The organism is Marinilabilia rubra (genome assembly GCF_003121985.1).
In the GTDB taxonomy this organism is placed as follows: Bacteria; Bacteroidota; Bacteroidia; order Bacteroidales; family Marinilabiliaceae; genus Marinilabilia; species Marinilabilia rubra.
Genome location: NZ_QEWP01000008.1, coordinates 114,640 through 136,133, shown reverse-complemented (window position 1 = coordinate 136,133; position 21,494 = coordinate 114,640). Strand labels below are relative to the sequence as shown.

The window sequence follows — 21,494 nt, the reverse complement described above, 5'->3', positions numbered from 1 at the left end:
AAAATTTACAAGCCCCCCAATCGAAGATATATTGAAATACTTCGAGATTCGGATGATGTAGTAAATTTTGTCCTTTTGACTTTTTCAGCAGCTCCTACTTAAAACAAGTAATAAAACATGCGTTTTTCAGCACTCCCCAATCAAAAAAACCCTGCCGGAATACTACCGACAGGGTTTTTTATATGCTTATTGTGCTATCAAACATCAGAACCATCTCACCAATCCAAAATCCTGCTGATGAGGCAAATGTTTGTTTCGAGGAAACATACGAATGCCAAACTTAAATGACCCCGGAAGGTTGAGCTGATATTTCATCTCATAACATACAATTGCACCTTCTTTCTTTATCAATTTAAAAGGTTCTTTGTGAAGAATGGGTGGAAACTCTTCATCGGTGGACTCCAGAATCAGCATTTCCAAACCAACATCAACACCTTCCAGTTTTTTAAGGTTTAGCGTTACATCAACAATGTAATCATCACCTATACCGAGTTCCTGACGGGCTATATCCGGCATGTTAACCTCAACCAATTCAACACTGTCCCAACCCGCTGAAACCTGTCTTTTCCATGAAGCAATTTCATGGACAAGGGCACATTCATTAACACATAGCTCTTCAAGTCTTTCAAACATAGGGTTATAAAACTTGTCCAAGTAATCATCAATCATCCTGCGTGTGGTAAACTGAGGTGCAATATGTGCGATAGAATTCTTGATATAGCGTACCCAGCCTTCCGGAATACTTTTCTCATTCACATCGTAAAACAAAGGAATAATTTCATTTTCCAGAATACTATAAATGGTAGCTGCATCCAGGTCATCCTGATAATCCTGATTTTCAAAGGAGCGTCTTTCAGTAAGGCTCCAACCGGCCTCCTTTTCAAAACCTTCATACCACCAGCCATCAAGAACACTAAAATTAAGCACACCGTTCAGCTCAGCTTTTTGCCCACTGGTTCCGGATGCTTCCAGCGGCCTTGTAGGTGTATTTAACCAGACATCCACACCACTGACCAATCTTTTGGCCAGTTCCATATCGTAATTTTCAAGGAAAATTATTTTGCCTACAAATTCCGGTCGCTTGGATATCTCAACAATATGTTTGATAAGGGCCTGACCTCCTTCATCTGCAGGGTGAGCTTTTCCGGCAAAAATAAACTGAACAGGGTAATCTGAATTATTTACAATCTCGGATAACCGTTCCAGATCGCGGAAAAGTAAGTGAGCTCTTTTATATGTGGCAAATCGCCGTGCAAACCCAATAGTCAAAGCATCCTCATTCAAAATGTCCAGTACCTCCACAATATGCCCCGGGGAATCATGGCGCTGAGACATACTACCCTCCAGACGATAACGGATAAAATCCATCAATTTCTTTCGTAAAGTGTGTCTAACTTCCCATATTTTTTCATCCGGAACATCGTATATTTTTTTCCAGAATTTTTTATCGGAAACATCACTGAGAAATTTCTCTCCAAATATTTCCCTGTAGAAATTTTGCCATTCAGATACAGTCCAGGTTCCGTAATGAACTCCGTTGGTGACATAATCCACATGTAACTCTTCAGGGAAATACCCCCGCCATAAACTCTGGAACATTTTCTTTGATACATCTCCATGCAAAAGACTTACGCCATTCATTTCCTGAGAAGTTTTGGCAGCCAGCACACTCATTGAGAATTTCTCTTTTCCCCCGGGATGCTCACGTCCCATATCCATAAACTCTTCCCATGAGATATTGATCTTTTCAGGGATATGCCGGAGATAAACCCTGAACATGTCCTCCTCAAATTTATCATGACCTGCCGGCACAGGTGTATGGGTGGTAAATAATGAAGAAGCTCTTACAATCTCCATAGCTTCGGCAAAGCTGTACTTTTGACCAACGAGATTTACAAGCCGTTCAACATTAATCAGGGCAGCATGGCCCTCGTTTGCATGGAAAATATCCACATGGGCATCGAGTGCCTGCAATAAACGAATTCCCCCCAGACCCAGTAAAATTTCCTGCTTGAGGCGATTTTCCCAATCACCGCCATACAGTTGATGTGTTATTTGCCGGTCAGCGGGTGTATTTCTATCAGTATCAGTATCCATTAAATAGAGAGACACTCTTCCGACCTGTGCTTTCCAGACTTTGGCGTACAAACTTCTTCCCGGAAGTTCGATGAATACATATAGTGGTTGGCCATCTTTACCACGTACTTCTTCCAATGGAAGCTGAGAGAAATCCTGCATTTCATAATTGGCAGACTGCTCACCATTAATCGACAATGTTTGGGTAAAATATCCAAATCGATAGAGTAAGCCAACGGCAACCATCTTCACCCCTCTGTCACTTGCCTCCTTGAGATAATCTCCGGCTAAAATCCCAAGACCTCCCGAATAAATTTTAAGTACATTGCTCAAGCCATACTCCATACTGAAATAGGCTATGCGAGGCTCTTGTGTGAAATCATGATCCATGTATTCACGGAACTCTGCATAGATAGAATCCAGTTTTTCCACGAATTGATCATCAGAAGCCAGCTCACTCAAACGGTCAAAAGAAACTTTATCGAGCAATTGAACCGGGTTTTTGCCGACCTCTTCCCATTTTTCAGGATCAATGGTTTCGAAGAGTTCTACAAGTTTGTAATTCCAGGCCCACCAAAGGTTACGGGTAAGCTCGTGCAAGACTTTAATTCGCTCTGGTAAGCGAGACTTAACAACCAGTTTTTTCCAACCGGGAACTGCACTGGTTTCAGGTACCAGACGAATGCGAACATCACGCTTAACAGCAGTAAATTTATCGCGCCGGTTGTTTACTTCCTTAAGGGCAATATCATAGGCCTGATAGTAATTCTTTATCAGAGATTCCCATTCCAGAAGTTGACCTAACTTACGCGCTTTAGAATGTATTGTGACAATTTCTTCCTCTGATTTTTGGGAGAAATTTTCCACCACAGATGCGATATTTGTTACAACCTGATCGTAATTCTTATCATTTCTGGGAACTACCTCCACTCCTTCATCAATTCCTTTGGAATGTTTTGAAGCCCAAAGTCCAAAACCGGCAAGGGTGGTTGTAACGGCAGGCACCCCATAAGACACGCTTTCTTGCGGCGTATATCCCCATGGTTCATAGTAAGATGGAAAAACTGTGAGATCCATCCCCAGCAGGAGATCGTAATATGGAATATCAAAAATACCATCATCCCCATTCAAATAACTGGGAACGAATATAAGCTTCACTCGTTCAGAAGCCTCATTGCTGAGATGGATGTCCTGAATTTTATTAATAATGGGGTCGTAACCAATGTCGTTAAGTCCATGGGTCAAAAACGGATTTGGCAAAGGTTTTTTATCACCCCCTTTTTTCAATTTGCCCATCAAGTCTTTTCGAGGCCCGTAAGTGTTGGCGGGAATTAATACAAAAGCCAGTATTTCCCTCTGACTATTCGCTTCTTCATTTAGCTTTTTCAGGACATCGAGAAAAACATCAGCTCCTTTGTTACGGTACTCATATCTTCCACTGTTGGCAATAAAAAACGCATCTTCACTCACTTTTATTCCCAAAAGCGCCTCGGTAACTTTAATTAATCGCTCACGGGCCTTATTTCGTCTGTCCTGATAATCCGCCTCCGATGGAACAATGCTGGTGTCAAAGCCATTTGGGGTAACCACATCCACTTCTCGCGCCAAAAACCGGGCGCACTCATGTGAGGTGATATCAGAAACGGTGGTGAAGCAATCCACATTCCCTGCGGTAACTTTCTCCATGGAATGTTTGGAAACCACATTTAACTCCCCGGCTTTTGAATCGGCATCATACTCATTCAGATGCTCATAAACCAAAGCCCCCTTTCCAGCCAGAGCCCTTCCTACAACAGTGGCATGAGTAGTAAATACCGTTCCGATCTGAAGCAAATGATCCCGCAGATAAAGGGCCCCGCTACCGGTCATCCATTCGTTAAAATGAGCAACAACCTTTTCGCTGTCGGGGATATAAAACCTGTAGTAACTATCGATCACCATACCGGCAGCATATCCAAACAATGCAGGTTCTACATAATCCCATTGTCCGGACAAACTATCCAGTTTAAAAGATTCCCAAAGACGGGCAAGAATTTCGTTCTTTCTCGCAACCAGGGGGCTGAAATCAACCAGAAAAACAATCGGTGTTCCCGGAATATTCCATCGCCCGGTTTTAACTCTTAACCCTTCACCTTTCAAAACCTCCTGCCACTCGGCAAACAAGGTATGATCCGGAATAAATTCAGGATTTTGATGAGGCCCACGCCAGACGTCAGGTCCGATAAAAACCAGTTGATCTCCAAACTGATCTGCTAAAGTTTTAGCTTTTGAAGCTAATACGGTATGAATTCCTCCTGTTTTGTTGCAGACTTCCCAGCTTGTTTCAAATACAAAGTCCGGCTTAAGAAAACTATCCATCATTCTTTCTCAGTTTTGATTTTTACTTAACTCACATAGAACTATCCTATGTATCACTCTTCAACTTTCTTTGCGCGGGTTCTTTTCTGCGTTGGATTTTTTTTATTGCTGTTTCGTTTTTTTCGACTCCGAAGTTTTTGCAACTCCTCTTCAAGTTTCTTGATTTTAATGTCTCGCTCTTCGAGTATACCTGCCAGATTAGCCAGTTCCTTTTCTTCAGAGTTAAAAGGAACCGCTGCATTTAACCGTAAAGTAAAGTCACTTAATACATTCATATAATTAATAAAAGCCTCATAAGGTGTTTCATATGGGTTAAAATATGCGTGTACATCTCCATCAGAGAAAAACTTGGTGCACATATAGTAAAAATGGTCACTACACTGCATGTAATTCCAATCCTTCATCAACTTAGAGTCGGTGCACCTTTTCATTTTTGGCAACAAAGAATAGAGTTTATCGAAAGCCTCCTGTTGCATTTCATTTCCTAACCATGCAGTCAGATCCCGCTCTTCGTCTGCCCAGGAAATGGGGTTTGGAACATTAGCAGGAGCTACCACCTGAAGTTCGGAAGCAACTTCAGAAGGTACAGAAAAACTCATATCCTTATACTTAAGAATTTCGGCAGGTAAATGTTCCAGAAAATCAAAAATACCCGTTTCTTTAGACTGATGTTCCCCAAAAGTTTCATAGTCCATAAACAAATTGATCACCTCCTCCTTTTTATCCAATTGTTTAATCCATTTTGCAAATTTTGCACTTGTCAGAGGCCACTCACTCCAATCCTTATTGCCAAAACGAAAAGCGATATCATCGCTCAGTTTAAAGTTTTTAAGCAAAATCTTCAACCGGGGATTTAAAGCATTGCAATACAAAAAATTTGGGCTCTTCCACCCCAGCACATGTTTGGCCCCTTCTGTCAGCATAGCTTTAAAGCCCATGCGAGCCACCATATCCCCTATTTTATCTGAATAAACTAATTCTGTATTGCGAAAAACCTTTGGTTTCTGGCCGAATAGCTCTTCAACCATTTTTGCATGCATGGTCACCTGATCTTTAAAAGCCTCCTCATCTTTTAAGGCAACGAGTGAGTGGGCATAAGTCTCGGCAAGAAATTCAACCTGCCCGGTAGCTGCAAGAGCCCGAAAACTCTCCAAAACCTCAGGGGCATATAGTTTAAATTGCTCGATGGCAACTCCGGTGATACTGAATGCCACTTTAAATTTGCCCTTGTGTTTATTAATCATCTTCAACAAAAGTTCATTCGCCGGCAAATAGCAATCTTTGGCAATTTTATTGAGAATAGACTCGTTGGTGTAATCATCAAAGTAATAATGATCATTACCAATGTCAAAAAAACGGTAACGGCGAAATCTGAATGGTTGATGTACCTGAAAGTATAAGCATATTGTTTTCATAACTGTATTATTTACTATTTTATGATCGTATGAAACTCTCAACTGGTCTCTTTCATACTACTTTTGGAAAAAGACTGAGCCATACCTGTTTCATTCTATTATTCCTATTTATATTCTTTTCTTCCAAGCTCCATTCAAATGCAATTCCCGGAGCTTCGACTTTCATGAAGTAAAAACAGGGCTTCAATGCTTTTCCCATAAATTCAAGATTTTCCGGAAGCGACTCTAAATCAGCAAACCAACCTAACCCGGGATATCTCATTTATTGGTTGTGTTCTTTAACAGCCCAGTCGTAAACCTCTTTAACATTGAGCGCGGATTTCTCCCACTTCAGGGAATCAACTTCTTTTTTACCATACTTGACAAACATTTTGGAGAGTGCGGGATATTTCAAAACACCATAAATAGAATCAGCCATAGCATCCACATCCCAAAAGTTTGTCTTTATGGCGTAGGTAAGTATCTCTGCAACTCCCGATTGGTGGGAAATCAACACAGGCACATTGCTTTGCATGGCTTCGAGAGGGGAAATACCAAAAGGCTCTGAAACAGACGGCATAACATACAAATCACTCATCGCCAACATACTAAAAACCTCATCTCCTCTCAAAAACCCTGTAAAGTGAAACTTATCCATAATTTTCAATTGAGCTGCCCGTCGCACCATCCGATGCATCATATCTCCACTACCGGCCATTACAAAACGCACATTATCGATGCGCTGCAACACCCTGTGGGCAGCTTCAACAAAGTATTCAGGCCCTTTCTGCATGGTGATACGCCCTAAAAAAGTAACTACCTTTTCATTGGTTCCTTTTTGAAATACCGGTTTATCTTTCTTTTCAAGAGGTTCCACCGCATTGTAAACAGTTGTCACTTTTTCGGCGGGAATACCATATTTCTCGATAACAGTACGCCGTGTAAGGTTACTTACTGCTATAACCTTATCGGCGGCTTCCATTCCTCTTTTCTCAATATCGAAAACAACCGGGTTAACGCTACCTCCGCTACGATCAAAATCTGTGGCATGAACATGCACTACCAGAGGTTTACCCGTAGCCTCTTTGGCAGCTATTCCTGCAGGATAAGTAAGCCAGTCATGGGCATGAATCAAATCGAAAGAATAATCCTGTGCAATTACATTAGCCACCAGGCCGTAGTTATGTATTTCCTGTAATAAACTGGCGCCATAGGCCCCTGTAAAGGGGATTTTCCCAAACTCATCGGTCTGGATGTATTGAAAAGCCTTTTTCTCGGTTTTAGATTTTTGAATCTGATAATATTCATCCGGGTCGGTATACGGCATAAGCCTGGAACCCACCTCAATATAATCAAGCTTTTTGCTGAAATGTTTGAGATTGAGTTTTCGATGCTTAACAGGTACGTTGTTGGCCCCTACAAGGCTAATCCCATGCTGTTCTTCATCACCGTATGCCTTCGGCACAACAAATAAAACCTGCAAATCGGAGATATAGGACAACCCGCGGGTTAGTCCAAAACAAGCAGTCCCCAAGCCTCCGGATATATGAGGTGGAAATTCCCACCCAAACATTAATACCCTCATGCGATACTGTATTTTTCGATTAAATAAATAATGTGAAGAACCCCTGCAACATTCCAGGCCATTGATATCGCTCCTTTTCCTAAATGAGGCGGGTTACCATTGAAACACTCGGAGATGGATCCAAGACAATGATTGCCCATTTCTTCCTCAAAGCCCTCTAATATCCGCTTAACAAAAGACAATCCTCCCTGCTTATGAATATCCAGGTATGCCTCTGCAAAAAAAGCAGCCAACCATGGAAAAACAGTCCCCTGATGCATTGATTTATCCCGCATGCGCTGTCCCCCCTCAAAAACACCTTTATACTTAGGATCCTGTGGGGAGAGGGTTCTTAATCCACGTGGTGTAAGCAATTCTTTTTTCACGACATCAACAATAGCCTTCCGCTGCTCAACGGAGAGAGGACTATATGGTAATGAAGCTGCAAATATTTGATTGGGCCGGATAGATGCGTCCTTATAATTACCGTCAACATAATCAAAGAGGCACTCGCTTTCCCCATTCCAAAAGGCAGGAACAAATGCATCCTTCACTCTTTCCGCCAAATCCAGATAAGGTTTTGCAATCTCTTCCTCCCCGGCTTTATTGGCAAGTTCAGAAAAAGTCATCAAAGCATTGTACCACAAGGCATTTAACTCAACAGTGAAGCCAGGACGCCATGTAACCGGTTCGTCGTCTACAATTGCTTCCATCCAGGTAAGAGGAACTCCGGCCTTTTTTGCATAGAGCAACCCTGAGCCGTTCATATACATAGTTGTCTGATCAAGATTTCTATAATGATCCAGAATTGCCTGCATAATCTCCTTGTATTTGGACCAGATATTTTCAGGACTGCAATTGGTAGGACATTTTTTCAATGTCCAGAAAAACCACAATGGTACATCAATGTCTCTATTAAGAAGGCTTTTATTATTGTATAGATATTTTTCCTCAATTTCCCTTGAGATATACTCCAGAATATTCTTGTAAGCCTTTTTTTCTTCCTGGTAAACTGACAAACCGGGAAGAGAAAGCAAGGTATCGCGATGTCTTTCTCCATACCAATGAAAGCCTGCCAGTAAGCGAACATCGGTTCCTTTGTCCAAAAGAAACTGTTGTCCTGAATTAAGGAGATTATTAATCATACTGTCGCGGGGAATTCTTTTCTTCTTTTCCCTTGTAAACTTAGCTTTAAGTCCGTTTGGCTTAACCTCTGAAGTACTTGCGGACATCACAATACTCTCACCTTTCCGGATGTCGGTTTCAAAATATCCCGGAACAAATAAATCTTCCTTAAAAGCGTATCCCCGATGTTGTTCTTTAAGGTATTCAACGCCCAGATACCAATCAGGAACAGGTATGAATTCGGTTTCCTTACTGGACTGAAGATTGAGACTGGGAAATCCATCATACATTTTCAGCGAGACTCCATTATTAACCTTTTGGTACCGTGTGTTGGCATTAAGATTCTGATGGGTTAGTTCATGAATACTCCTAAAAGCCAGAAAAGGTTTAAAGCGAATTTTGGTATCTGAATGAGCCTCTTCAAGAGTGACTTTGAATAATAATTGTTCTTCTTTTTCCACAAGCACCATTTCTGTGGAGAGAATAACACCTCCCACGCGGTAATATCGTTTGGGAATATCATCCACCTCAAGTCCGGTAAGATATTTATGTCCTTTAGGTTCATAATGACTGCCCTGATATTTGTGGATACCAAGATTGAACTCCCGGTCATGCTGAACAACCGACACATCCAACGCCGATAAAAGAACAAAAAGATCTCCACCAAAATTCTCCAGCGGGCATACCAATAAACCGTGATATTTACGGGTATTGCAACCGATGATGGTGGTGCTGCAATAAGATCCGGCTCTGTTGGTTCTGAGAATTTCCCTGTATAGGGCGTATTCCAAATTAACAAGCCGGGCTTTTTCAAGTTGATAGTAGGCCATATAATATATTTTAGGTTAGTTTATTTTTTCATTTTAAGAACTTCCATATTTAATTAATTATTGGGGGCCAGATACTCCCCACTCTTTATTGAAAACAGCAGTTCATATCGGGATTCAAGTTAACGAGAATGATATCAAAAATCAATTGTTAAAAACACCATTCTAATCTTTTATTGAGCTTTCAGGAAATCAACCAATGCATCAAATACAAGATAACAATACCCCGTTAAGCTTTTGTGAAAGGCAAACAATCATCTACTTGCGACCAGGAGTAAGCCCAACTCAAAACCCAAACAACCAGAACTATATGATTTATCCTATATCTATCCCGGAGCTTTGTGACTAACGATCTATTGAATAAATTAACGGTATATTAAAACGTTTCCATAATTATGAAATTCAACTTATTACGAGACGAAATACACCTTTGAAAGATGTTTTCACCAACTTTCAACTTTTCCATTTAACCTTTAGAATGATTGATTTTGGAACGATTCACCTCAAAGCAGGCCGATAAATCTTTTCGACTCAAGCCCCATGTTCCTGAAAAGAATTCCTGTTTTTGTTGTACTAAAGATAAAATAATTATTATCGAAACAAAAACATTAATTAACCTTTATTAACCGACAGAAAAAATTATCCCTCCCCTATCAGTGGATTTATGAAGATGAAGAGGATATAAAAACCTAAAGGACAGGACTTATTTTTTTTCAGCCAAAGAACTGAAATAATTGCGGTCATCTTCCAAATTTGCTTCCATGAACTGTCGCTGAATATCCTCAATCAATTGGAGATTTTTGCGAATAAAATTGAAATATCGTTCGTCGGGGGCATTAAGAAATCGGTGCTGGCGCGCCAAATGAATCTTTCTTATCCGGGATATGAATTTTTGTGCCTTCTCTGAAAAAAGCACTTCAGTAAAACGAGACCAAATATAATCAACAGCCTGACCAGAAGGATTGAGCATGCCTGGTTCATAAAACCTGTAATCTCGCAGATCATCCATCATAATCTCGTAAGCCGGGAAATACCATATTTTCTCAAACAAATTGCAAAGCTTATCAATGGCTAAAAGCAATGTTGCCTTGCTCAACTGGTTACCATGTGCCCCGTCTTTCCAATGACGAACAGGACTAACGGTAAAAATCACTTTCAAATTGGGATTAAAAATCCGAAGAGAAATAATCAAATCTTTATAAAGAGAAACAATTTCATCAGGCTCCAGCTTATATCGGTCAAAGAAATTATTTGGAAACTTGTGGCAGTTAGCTACTATTTCGGAAGTATCGTTACGTTCATAAACAAAAGAGGAACCAAAAGTGATAATAAGAAATTCAGATCTCCCAAGAAAAGCATGTGCTCTTTCAATCTCCTCATTTATCGCATCGCAGACAAGATCCTGGTCAGCATTATTGAACCGCCCATGAAAATCGAAGTGATGCCATAAATTATTATGAAAGACCAACTCTTCTTTCTCACAAAAATTCCGATTGATAATCCTTTCAATACTTTTGGCTATTGAAACAGGATTGTACAAAACTCCAAAAGGATTTGTCAGCGAATGAAGCCGGCTCTCCAATAATTTTTCACCCACATTATCGGCAAAACAAGAACCTATTAAAAAAACCGGAGACCCAACATCGATTCTGTCTTCAAATATACCGGGATCAACAACAGTTCGAAATTCAAATGGCATGCTCAACTCTTTTTAATACTAGGTCTATCCAACATGTGACACTTTCAAATAGTTTATCTGAAACTGGTTCGCGGTGAATTTCATGCTTTGCGTCCTGTGCATCATAAAAGGTAGCAGTTTCACCCAATTTATCAGCTAAATTGCGGGTTGTCTCAATATCGGTAATTTCATCCCTGGTGCCATGAGCAAAAAAAACAGGAATTACGATCCGACTGCTTCTTTCAATTAGTTCCTCAGCTGATTTATGGAGCTCATTAAATAAACGAAGCGATATTCGACCATGCATCAAAGAATCATTATCACTCGTTTCCTGTTCGTTGGTATCAGAAGTTAATTGTGTCGATTTTATCCCGGTATGAAAAATCAATTTGGGAAATATTTTATCCAGAGTCTCAGCCAATTTTAAAACGATTGGTGAAGGTGGATGGACCAATTTCAACCATGGCGAGGTAATTATGGCACCTGAAAAATCCTGCCTCTTTCTTAGCAAAAAGTTAAGAACCAGATTTCCCCCCATGCTGTGCCCGTAAATAAATATGGGAATATCATCCCAATTATGCTTTACTCTACGAACGAGACTATTAATATCATCGAGATAATTAGATAAGTGATCGATGTGCCCGCGTTTACCTTCAGATAATCCATGCCCTCTAAGGTCAACAGAGTAAACCATAAAACCGTCATTGCAGAATTTCTGCGCCCAACTGTGATAGCGCCCTGAGTGTTCACCTATACCATGTACAAGACAGATCACTGCAGCAGGATAACCACTTGGTTTCCAAAATCGACCTACCAGAAAGGTGCCATCGCTGGCAACCAGATTAAACTCTCTGTTTTGCATTTCAGGGATGGATTTTTCTAAGGTGAATAAAGCTCACAAACATATGCATAACCGTTAAAACGTGCTGCAAAGAATGTGCCTCCGGGACCGCTAAATTTAGTTAATTTTTGCAAACAAACAAAAATATAATATTTCTCAAATACCTCTTTTGACTTCGAAATGGATTGTCTTAACTTAGCTTTCGGATGAAAAAAATCAGAAAAAGGATTAAACATGCAAAAGGCAATTACAATTCAAACCCATCAACATGATCAGCTCCTGGACATTACGACCCAGGTCAAAAAAATAATTTCCCAGTGCAATATACAAACAGGATTGGCAAATGTCTATGTTCAGGGAGCAACTGCAGGAATAATGATTCAGGAAAACTGGGACGATTCGGTTCAAACGGATGTCATAAACTGGCTGCGAAAAATAATCCCTCATGGAATATGGCAACATGACGCCCAGGACAACAATGGGGATTCTCACCTAAAGGCCGGCATTGTAGGACCTTCCGAAACAATCCCGATTACTAATGGTGAAATTGGGCTTTCAACATGGCAAAATATCTTCCTTTGCGAGTTTGATGGCCCCAGGCAAGAAAGAAGAATAGTAGTTACTGTTTATGATTCCGAAAAATAAGGCTTATCTAAGAAACTGTTTAAGTTTTATCCTTTGGGATGTTTTCTGGTCTTGAGCTCTTATACTTCGTCAAAATTTCCTTAAATAGCGTTGCTATTCGTGTCAATTTTGACTTGTCTAAGAACTCAAATCTTCAAAAACATCTTCCAAAAACAAAATTTAAACAGTTTCTAATTATCGGGATCTTTGGCATTCACCACAAAAGATATATTTCTCTTAATCCCATCAAATCCTGCTCTGCGTATTGGGCTGCCTCGGGAGATTTCGTCAAAACAACCGGCATCGAGCTCCTCCCAGCTTTGATTTTCCATATTCTTGAAAACCGGCCATAATTTAAAATCCGGCTCAGAATGTGGCCTTGCTTTCCAGTTCCAGGGGCAAACATCCTGACAAATATCGCAGCCAAAGATCCAGTCTTCCATTTTCCCGGCAAATTCGGCTGATATGCTCCCCTTATTTTCAATGGTCAGGTAAGAGATGCAGCGATTGGAATCAAGTTCATAAGGCGATCTGAGGGCATCTGTGGGACAAGCTTCGATGCAACGAGTGCAACCCCCACAAGCTTCTTTGATAGGAGAACCTGACGGTAAATCAATGTTTAGAATTATTTCTCCTATAAAAATAAAAGATCCTAACCGGGGATGAATGAGATTGGTATTTTTCCCTCTCCACCCTAAACCGGCACTGGCAGCCAGGGCTCGCTCTGAAACGGGAGCAGAGTCAACAAAAAACCTACCATCCGCTTGGGGATCCACTTCTGATTGTATGAAGGTAAAGAGTTTTTTCAGACGGTTCTTTACCACTTTATGATAGTCTCTTCCATAGGCATATTTGGAGATCTTATAATCGCCTGAAGGTTTCTCCTTTCTTGATGGAGCATAATTTTGAAGACATACTACAACGGACTTTGCACCTTCAACCAACTTAGCCGGATTGGTACGTTTTTCAAAATTCCTTTCCATGTAATCCATTCCGGCATGATAGCCTTTTTCAAGCCATTGCTCCAGAAAGTCAGACTCTTTCTGCATGGGTTCGGCAGATACAAACCCCACGTCATCAAACCCAAGGTCCTGTGCAAACTCCCGGATTAATTTTGCCCGTTGTTCCAGCACCAAATCCATAGAAATAAGATTTGATTAAAGCAATCCCAGTTCAAGCAAGGCTTCTTCCGAAAGCATATCTTTTGACCATGGCGGGTCAAATGTAAGATTGAGCTCAACCTCATTAATGCCTTCAACAGCCAATACCTTATCATAAACCTCTTCGGGCAACGATTCTGCTACAGGACAGTTGGGTGAGGTAAGTGTCATCACCACTCTCACTTTTCCCTCTTCACGTACCTCAATTTCATAAATAAGCCCCAGATCGTATATGTTAACCGGAATTTCCGGGTCAAACACTGTCTTAAGAGCTTTTACAATATCCGTTTCAATATTTAAAAATTCTGTACTCATGGCTTTTCCCTTTTTCTGTAAAAAACAATCCGCACCAGCCTGTAGTTCAATCCTATGCCTGTTTGGCTTTAAAGGCAAGTGCATAGGCTTTAATCTGCTTAATCATGGCCACCAAACCATTGCTGCGAGTAGGTGATAAATGTTCCTTAAGTCCTATTTCATCAACGAAATAAAGGTCTGTATCCAATATTTCATCCATAGTGTGACCAGACAAGACTCTGAGCAACAAAGCAACAATACCCTTGGTAATTATAGCGTCACTGTCTCCCTGAAATTCAATTTTACCATCATTCAACTCGGCATGCAGCCATACTTTCGACTGGCATCCCTCAATCAGGTTTTGATCTTTTCGATGGGCTTCGTCAAAAGAATCTAATTCATTGCCCAATTCGATGAGCAGGGAGTATTTATCCATCCAGTCGTCAAAAGCTGAAAACTCCTCAATGATTTCGTCTTGTTTCTCTTTTATTGTCATGATATTTTTTTTGCAAAGATAGAAACTTCAGAAAACCTTTTGTGGTCATCCAAGCATTGCCCCAACTCTGTTAAGAGCCTCAACCAATCGATCGACCTCCTCGCGGGAATTGTAAAAAGCAAAAGAAGCCCTCACAGTTCCGGGAATCCCCATCTTGTCCATCAACGGCTGTGCACAATGGTGCCCGGTGCGAAGAGCGAATCCTAATTTATCAAGCAAAGTACCCACATCGAATGGATGCGAGTTGCCTAACAAAAAAGAAATAACACTTGTACGGTTCTCTGCTTCACCAATGAATCGAATACCCGGAATGGTTTTCATCTTTTCCAAAGCATACTCAAAGAGCTCATGCTCATAAGACCATATGGACTCACGATCATTGGTTAATAAATAGTCAATTGCTGCTCCCATGCCAATAACACCTGCATAATTAGGTGTACCGGCCTCAAACTTATAAGGCAAATCGTTATATGTTGTTCCGCTGAAGGCGACTTTATCAATCATCTCGCCTCCACCCTGGTAGGGTTGTATCTCTTTCAACCACTTTCTTTTACCATAGAGCACTCCAACTCCGGTTGGTCCATACATTTTATGTCCGCTGAAAACATAAAAATCACAATCCAGACTTTTAACATCAACAGGCACATGATGAATGGCCTGAGCTCCATCAATCATGACGGGAACATCCTTTAAATGGGCCAATTCAATTATTTCCCTGATGGGATTAATCGTTCCCATCACATTGCTGATATGAGTCACAGCTACCATCTTTGTACGGAAAGAAACCAGCCCTTTGAAGGCTTCAACATCCAATTCTCCTTTATCCGAGACAGGTAATACCTTTACCTTAATGCCTTGTCTTTTTTCCAGTAGCTGCCAGGGCACAATATTGGAGTGATGTTCCATTTCTGTCAATATCACCTCGTCCCCCTCTTTCAGAAATGATCCTCCAAAACTTGATGAAAGCAGATTTACAGATTCTGTCGTTCCCTTTGTAAAGATTATTTCTTCCTTTGACTCTGCATTAATAAAATCTGCAACCTTTTTTCGGACTTCCTCATAAGCTTCGGTGCATACATTACTCAGATGATGCACGCCCCGGTGAATGTTGCTGTTGAATTTACGATATACATCGGCTTCAGCCTCAATTACCGATGTGGGTTTTTGAGTTGTCGCAGCATTATCGAAGTAAACCAGCGGTTTACCATGAACCGTTTGGCTGAGAATAGGAAAATCGTTTCTTATTTTTCGGATGTCCAAGGTCATAGCTTTTAAATACAACGATTCCGGTACCCGTCCATAACACGTACCGGAAAAAATTTTAGAAAAAACGTTTGTCTACAAACAGGTAATTTCGGTGCCCTTTTGTCCGCATACCACACATGAATGGCACTTATCCAGTTCCCCTCGAAATCGTTGTTCTACCAAACCACGGATTTGTTCCCGAAGCGGCTTCACTTTAATTTTCTCAATCACCTCATATGCAAAAGCATACATCAGCAATATCGTGGCTTCCTCTTTGTTGATGCCCCTGGTACGAAGATAGAACATAGCATCTTCATCCAATTGTCCCACCGTTGCTCCGTGACTACATTTTACATCATCGGCATAAATCTCCAACTGAGGTTTGGTATTGATTTTTGCATCATTGGTAAGAAGAAGATTATTATTAGACTGATAAGCGTTGGTCTTCTGAGCATCTGGGCGAACCATTATTTTTCCGGTAAAGGCACCGGTAGAATAGTCGTCTAATACGCCCTTGAATAACTCATCACTGAAGCACTCGGCTACAGCGTGATCGATGTATGAGAAATTGTCAACATGTTGATTTTTATCCAGAAGATAGAGGCCGTAAGCCCGGCCTTCTGCATGTTCACCGGCAAGTTTTAATTCAATATTGTTACGGGCCACTCCGGCATGCAGTGTAAGATTATTGGTGCTTACCAGTGAGTTCTCATGTTGTTCAAAATAGAAACCTGCCACCTGAGTGGTTGCATTATGTTGATTTTGCAGGTTGTAAAAATCCAGACGGGCATCACGTGCAATGTGCCCCTCGGTAACACTGTTCATCACAAACTTATCGGTAGAAAGTGTGTGGTCGCAAACCATAACTTTGGCCTCACTGTTTTCTTCCATTACGATAAGGTTGCGCTGAGTAGCCATCAGGGATTCTTCGGACATCAATATGTTTACAATCTGAATTGGTTTTTCAACAACCACTCCTTTAGGGATGTGTATCACAAATCCATCCTGAGCAAACATTGTATTCATGGCTGCAATTCCGTCCGAAAGATAAGGAACCCTTTTGCCGTAGTATTTTTTAAAAAAAGCAGGGTCGTCTTTGGATAACTGAGCCAGGCTTCCTATTCTGACTCCGGCAGGAAGTCCTTCCAGATCATTCAACGGATAATACCAGCCATTTACAACATAAAGGGTGTAGGTATCAAGGGTATCAACATCACATGAGAATACATCCTCTACATTCTGTTCCGACTTTCCGGGGGCAATACTAAATTTAAAGTCTCCCTTAAAAAAAGGCTGAAGATTGGTGTATTTATAATTTTCAACCTTATTGGAGGGGATTCCTGTTTCCTGAAATGTATCAAAAGCCTCGCCACGGAAACTATTGAGCACCTCAGAGGAATGCTCTTCTATCTGAGATCTATACTCTTCAAAAAGTTCTCCAATACTTATATCCTTCCCAATTATATTTTTGATAACGTTGTCCATTCAATTGTAGGTTAATTGTTCGACTCAAAAGAGAAATGACCAGCTATTGATCTTCAAACTCTTTTTTTATCCAGTCGTATCCATTGGCTTCCAATTCATGCGCCAATTCCTTGCCTCCGGTTTTTACAATACGACCATGATAAAGAACGTGCACATAATCAGGAACAATGTACTCCAACAGTCTTTGGTAGTGAGTAATCAATACCGTAGCATTATCAGGACGTTTTAGTTTATTCACCCCGTTGGCCACAACACGAAGTGCATCAATGTCCAATCCTGAGTCTGTTTCATCCAAAATGGAAAGCTTTGGTTCAAGCATTGCCATTTGAAAAATCTCATTCTTCTTTTTCTCTCCGCCACTAAAACCTTCATTCACGGACCTGTTGGTGAGATTAGAGTCTATTTCAACCAGATTTTTCTTTTCGCGCATAATTTTCAGAAATTCACTGGCTGAAAAGGGCTTTTCTCGTCTGTATTTTCTCAGTTCGTTGAGTGAGGTACGAAGAAAATTAACCATGCTGACACCGGGAATTTCGACGGGATATTGAAAGCTCAAAAACAACCCTTCACGGGCTCTGTCTTCAGGTGCCATATCCAAAATGTCCTTATCATTAAAAAGCACCTCTCCCTCGCTCACTTCAAACATCTCATTACCTGCCAATACTGAAGCGAGGGTACTCTTTCCAGAGCCATTTGGTCCCATAATTGCGTGAACCTCTCCTGGTTTAACATTCAGGTCAATCCCACGGAGAATTTCCTTGTCCTCTATTTTGGCATGTAAATTCTTTATAGAAAGCATATTTATCAGATCGTTAGATGATTAATTGTTGTTTGAAAGCAATTCTGCCCCCATTATATTTTTTGTGCAAATAAATTGTTAACCGACACTTCCCTCCAGGCTAATCTCCAGAAGTTTTTGGGCTTCTACGGCAAATTCCATTGGTAATTGATTAATGACCTCTTTCACGTAACCATTCACAATCAGGCCCACGGCATCTTCAGTAGCAATGCCCCGTTGGTTACAATAGAAGATCTGGTCCTCCCCAATCTTGGAAGTAGTGGCCTCGTGTTCAATTTTAGCTGAATTATTGTTGATTTCCAGATAAGGGAAAGTATGTGCTCCACACTTATCACCCAACAACAGGGAATCACACTGAGAAAAGTTTCGGGCATCATCGGCACGTTTCGAAACCTTCACAAGTCCGCGGTAACTGTTCTGACTCTTACCTGCTGAAATCCCTTTTGATACCACCAGGCTTTTGGTATGTTTACCAAGATGAATCATTTTGGTACCGGTATCGGCCTGCTGATGATTATTGGTCAGGGCTACAGAATAGAACTCCCCGGAAGAGTGGTCACCCATCAACACACAACTGGGATACTTCCAGGTAATTGCTGACCCGGTCTCCACCTGCGTCCATGATATTTTGGAATAATCGCCTTTACACATTCCCCGCTTCGTTACGAAGTTGTAAATACCTCCTTTACCATCTTTGTCGCCCGGGTACCAGTTCTGTACGGTTGAATACTTTACTTCAGCCCGTTCCATTGCCACAATTTCAACAATAGCGGCGTGTAACTGGTTTTCATCCCTCTTGGGAGCTGTACAACCTTCAAGATAACTCACATAACTGTCGTCTTCAGCAATAATCAGCGTACGTTCAAACTGCCCCGTATTCATTGCGTTAATCCGAAAATATGTGGACAACTCCACCGGGCTTCTTACCCCCTTAGGAATATAAACGAAAGAGCCATCTGAAAACACTGCAGAATTCAATGCCGCAAAATAATTATCATTGGGAGGCACAACGCTTCCGAGATGTTTTTTCACCAAATCAGGATATTCACGAATGGCTTCACTGATACTGCAAAAAATAATCCCCTTTTCGGCAAGTGTTTCTTTAAAAGTCGTCTTTACAGAAACACTATCCATCACAGCATCAACTGCTACTCCGGCAAGCTGCTTTTGTTCCTCAAGAGGAATTCCCAATTTGTCAAAAGTGGCTTTAAGTTCGGGATCCACATCATCCATGCTGTCCAATTTAGGTTTGCTTTTGGGAGCAGCATAGTAAATAATGTCCTGAAAATCAATTTCGGGAATGTTCAGATGCGCCCAATCAGGGGTTTTCATATTAAGCCAGTTGCGGTAGGCTTTCAACCTATAATCAAGCATAAACTCAGGCTCTCCCTTTCGTCTGGAGATTTCACGCACAACATCCTCACTCAAACCTTTGGGCAATGCATCCATCTCAATATCGGTATAAAAACCGTATTTATATTCCCCTTTGGTTACTTCGTCTAATATTTTATCTTGCTCTGTTGCCATATCATTTCAAATCTTTGCAGTCCTGGGGGATTTAACAACAAACTAAAGGCAGGGTTCAATCTCAAAAGGACTAAAAACTCTTTTATTACTTTGCAAAGTTACCAAACATTTAGATTAAATCTAAATTTACACAGTTATTTTGCTTTTCGAAGAACTTATTCACACTATTTTAAAGACTTCAAACAATTTGTCCATAGTAACATTTATCTTTGCACACTAAAAGCCAAAAAATGAGTAAAAAGATTACACCACTTTCCGAAATAGGTCTCTTCGGTCTTATTGAACATATTGAAAAGACTTTCCCGAAAAGAAACGAAAACAGCCTGACCGGGATTGAGAATGACGCGGCTGTCGTCAGTTGCTCAGGTTCCAAACTCATCACCGCACAAAACCTGCTTTTGGAGGGCATTCATTTTGATCTCACATATTACCCACTCAGGCACCTGGGATTTAAAGCCGTTGTATCAGGAATATCTGACATCATTGCCACAGGCACAAAACCCTCACAGATAAGCATTTCACTTGGTCTCAGTGGAAAAATGTCGCTCGAAGCAGTTGAGTTATTAATGGAGGGGGTCGCTACTGCCTGCGAAAAATACGATTTAGACTTAGTAAATTTCCGGCCTTCATCTTCATTAACGGGTTTGTCGATTGCCGTATCAGCAATAGGTTTTGCCAGCGAATCATCTCCTTCAACAAGAATTGGGGCCCGGGAAAATGACTTGATATGTGTAACCGGAGATCTGGGATCCGCTTTTATGGGGCTGCAACTCCTTGAAAGGGAAAAGCAGGTTTTAAAAGAGACAGGTCAGAAAAATCCTGATTTTGGCGGGTACGACTATTTATTGGAAAGGCAATTAAAACCTGAAGCACGACTTGATTTGCTGGATCAAATCAAAAACGCACATCTGAAACCAACCTCAATGGCTTTAGTCAGGGAGGGATTGGCAGCCGCACTCATCAGAATGTGTAAAGCTTCAGGAACCGGATGCAACATTTATGAAAACAAATTACCAATAGATCATTCGACAAATACACTGGGTGAAGAAATGGAAATAAACCCGGTTGTTGCAGCACTGAATGGAGGTGAAGACTACGAGCTGCTTTTCACCATTTCCCTCGAGGATTATCAACGGATAGAGAAAGAAGGGAAATCGTTGAAAGACATTTTTGTAATCGGTCACATTACCCCCGAATCAAAAGGATACACTCTCGAAACCAATGCAGGTGAAGAAATTGCATTAAAGGCAAGAGGATGGGGAAATGAAGATGCTGAAAGCAAAAACTAAGCGGCTGTTTATATTATATTTGCAGTCAATGCATCATCAAAACTTTGCAGACTGAACTGTTTCTGTTATTAAAGTAACCACTCAGTCTGCACTATTTTTTTCTTTAACACCCTAATTAATCAAGCATGTACGAATTCATATCCGGCAAACTTACTCAAACCACCCCAGCTTATGTCATTCTCGAGAACCGGGGTATTGGTTACTTTATTAACATCTCCCTTTTCACTTTTGAGGCCTTAAAAGACAAACAAGAGGCACGTCTGTTCATCTATGAGCACATCAGGGAAGACGCTCATGCTCTTTATGGGTTTAATGAAACAAGAGAACGAAATCTTTTTGAGCTGTTAATTTCCGTATCCGGCATAGGTGCCAATACTGCCAGAATGATGCTTTCATCTCTGTCGCCTGATGAACTGCACATAGCAATATCAACTGAAAATGTCAATCAGATAAAAAGTGTTAAAGGAATAGGGCTAAAAACAGCTCAACGTGTCATTGTTGAATTAAAGGACAAAATTGGGAAGGCTGCTGAAATGCAAAATTTACCTATCCCCGAAGACAATACAAAGGTAGAAGAAGCGTTATCTGCTTTAGTGATGTTGGGTTTTTCAAAAGCACCATCGCAGAAGGTCATTAATAAAATCCTGAAGGAAAACCCGGGAAGTAAAGTTGAAGAGATCATTAAGTATGCCCTTAAGATGTTGTAGGACTC

17 protein-coding genes are annotated in these 21,494 nt (G+C 40.9%); 3 read left to right on the top strand and 14 right to left on the bottom strand.

All coding sequences use genetic code 11. The annotated features are described in order from the left end of the window. Nucleotides 1-204 precede the first annotated feature (204 nt). From glgP to DDZ16_RS11460, 7 genes are all read right to left on the bottom strand, one after another. Nucleotides 205-4,437 carry an alpha-glucan family phosphorylase gene (gene glgP, locus DDZ16_RS11490; RefSeq protein WP_109264619.1) on the bottom strand — a complete coding sequence of 1,411 codons (4,233 nt, stop codon included), beginning with the start codon at nucleotides 4,435-4,437 and terminating at the stop codon, nucleotides 205-207. A 50-nt stretch (nucleotides 4,438-4,487) separates the two neighbouring features. Next, nucleotides 4,488-5,849, bottom strand: coding sequence for a glycoside hydrolase family 57 protein (locus DDZ16_RS11485; protein WP_109264618.1), 1,362 nt, complete (start codon nucleotides 5,847-5,849; stop codon nucleotides 4,488-4,490). 52 nt (nucleotides 5,850-5,901) lie between these two features. Beyond that, nucleotides 5,902-6,048 (bottom strand): hypothetical protein, encoded by a 147-nt coding sequence (locus tag DDZ16_RS20740; RefSeq protein WP_158275654.1) that lies wholly within the window; start codon nucleotides 6,046-6,048, stop codon nucleotides 5,902-5,904. A gap of 63 nt (nucleotides 6,049-6,111) precedes the next feature. Continuing rightward, nucleotides 6,112-7,413 carry a glycosyltransferase gene (locus DDZ16_RS11475; protein WP_109264616.1) on the bottom strand — a complete coding sequence of 434 codons (1,302 nt, stop codon included), beginning with the start codon at nucleotides 7,411-7,413 and terminating at the stop codon, nucleotides 6,112-6,114. Beyond that, a complete protein-coding gene (locus DDZ16_RS11470) occupies nucleotides 7,410-9,347 on the bottom strand; it encodes an amylo-alpha-1,6-glucosidase (RefSeq protein ID WP_109264615.1) in 1,938 nt (645 codons plus the stop codon). Before DDZ16_RS11470 ends, DDZ16_RS11475 begins: the two co-directional genes overlap by 4 nt. 700 nt (nucleotides 9,348-10,047) lie before the next feature. Continuing rightward, a complete protein-coding gene (locus DDZ16_RS11465) occupies nucleotides 10,048-11,043 on the bottom strand; it encodes a GSCFA domain-containing protein (protein WP_109264614.1) in 996 nt (331 codons plus the stop codon). After that, complete coding sequence (locus tag DDZ16_RS11460; RefSeq protein WP_109264613.1) at nucleotides 11,033-11,884, bottom strand: alpha/beta hydrolase; 852 nt, start codon at nucleotides 11,882-11,884, stop codon at nucleotides 11,033-11,035. The genes DDZ16_RS11465 and DDZ16_RS11460 overlap by 11 nt, the downstream gene beginning before the upstream one ends. A gap of 213 nt (nucleotides 11,885-12,097) precedes the next feature. On the opposite strand from DDZ16_RS11460, the gene DDZ16_RS11450 reads away from it, so the two are divergent. Next, complete coding sequence (locus DDZ16_RS11450; RefSeq protein ID WP_109264611.1) at nucleotides 12,098-12,508, top strand: secondary thiamine-phosphate synthase enzyme YjbQ; 411 nt, start codon at nucleotides 12,098-12,100, stop codon at nucleotides 12,506-12,508. A gap of 170 nt (nucleotides 12,509-12,678) precedes the next feature. Here DDZ16_RS11450 and queG read toward each other — a convergent pair whose 3' ends face one another. From queG to sufB, 7 genes are all read right to left on the bottom strand, one after another. Continuing rightward, entirely contained in the window at nucleotides 12,679-13,629 is a 951-nt protein-coding gene (gene queG, locus DDZ16_RS11445; RefSeq protein WP_109264610.1) for a tRNA epoxyqueuosine(34) reductase QueG, read from the bottom strand. 15 nt (nucleotides 13,630-13,644) lie between these two features. Beyond that, nucleotides 13,645-13,962, bottom strand: coding sequence for an SUF system Fe-S cluster assembly protein (locus DDZ16_RS11440; protein WP_109264609.1), 318 nt, complete (start codon nucleotides 13,960-13,962; stop codon nucleotides 13,645-13,647). 52 nt (nucleotides 13,963-14,014) lie between these two features. After that, complete coding sequence (locus tag DDZ16_RS11435; protein ID WP_109264608.1) at nucleotides 14,015-14,437, bottom strand: SufE family protein; 423 nt, start codon at nucleotides 14,435-14,437, stop codon at nucleotides 14,015-14,017. Between the two features lie 45 nt (nucleotides 14,438-14,482). After that, nucleotides 14,483-15,703, bottom strand: coding sequence for an aminotransferase class V-fold PLP-dependent enzyme (locus DDZ16_RS11430; RefSeq protein WP_109264607.1), 1,221 nt, complete (start codon nucleotides 15,701-15,703; stop codon nucleotides 14,483-14,485). A gap of 72 nt (nucleotides 15,704-15,775) precedes the next feature. Next, nucleotides 15,776-17,167, bottom strand: a complete 1,392-nt coding sequence (gene sufD / locus DDZ16_RS11425) for a Fe-S cluster assembly protein SufD (protein WP_109264606.1) — start codon at nucleotides 17,165-17,167, stop codon at nucleotides 15,776-15,778. A gap of 43 nt (nucleotides 17,168-17,210) precedes the next feature. Then, nucleotides 17,211-17,966 carry a Fe-S cluster assembly ATPase SufC gene (sufC, locus tag DDZ16_RS11420; protein ID WP_109264605.1) on the bottom strand — a complete coding sequence of 252 codons (756 nt, stop codon included), beginning with the start codon at nucleotides 17,964-17,966 and terminating at the stop codon, nucleotides 17,211-17,213. 78 nt (nucleotides 17,967-18,044) lie between these two features. Further along, a complete protein-coding gene (gene sufB, locus DDZ16_RS11415; RefSeq protein ID WP_109264604.1) occupies nucleotides 18,045-19,493 on the bottom strand; it encodes a Fe-S cluster assembly protein SufB in 1,449 nt (482 codons plus the stop codon). Nucleotides 19,494-19,723: 230 nt separating this feature from the next. Between sufB and thiL the strand changes: the two genes are divergently transcribed. Together thiL and ruvA are read left to right on the top strand one after the other, a co-directional pair. Next, entirely contained in the window at nucleotides 19,724-20,782 is a 1,059-nt protein-coding gene (thiL, locus tag DDZ16_RS11410) for a thiamine-phosphate kinase (protein WP_109264603.1), read from the top strand. A gap of 125 nt (nucleotides 20,783-20,907) precedes the next feature. Next, a complete protein-coding gene (gene ruvA / locus DDZ16_RS11405) occupies nucleotides 20,908-21,489 on the top strand; it encodes a Holliday junction branch migration protein RuvA (RefSeq protein WP_109264602.1) in 582 nt (193 codons plus the stop codon). Nucleotides 21,490-21,494 lie beyond the last annotated feature (5 nt).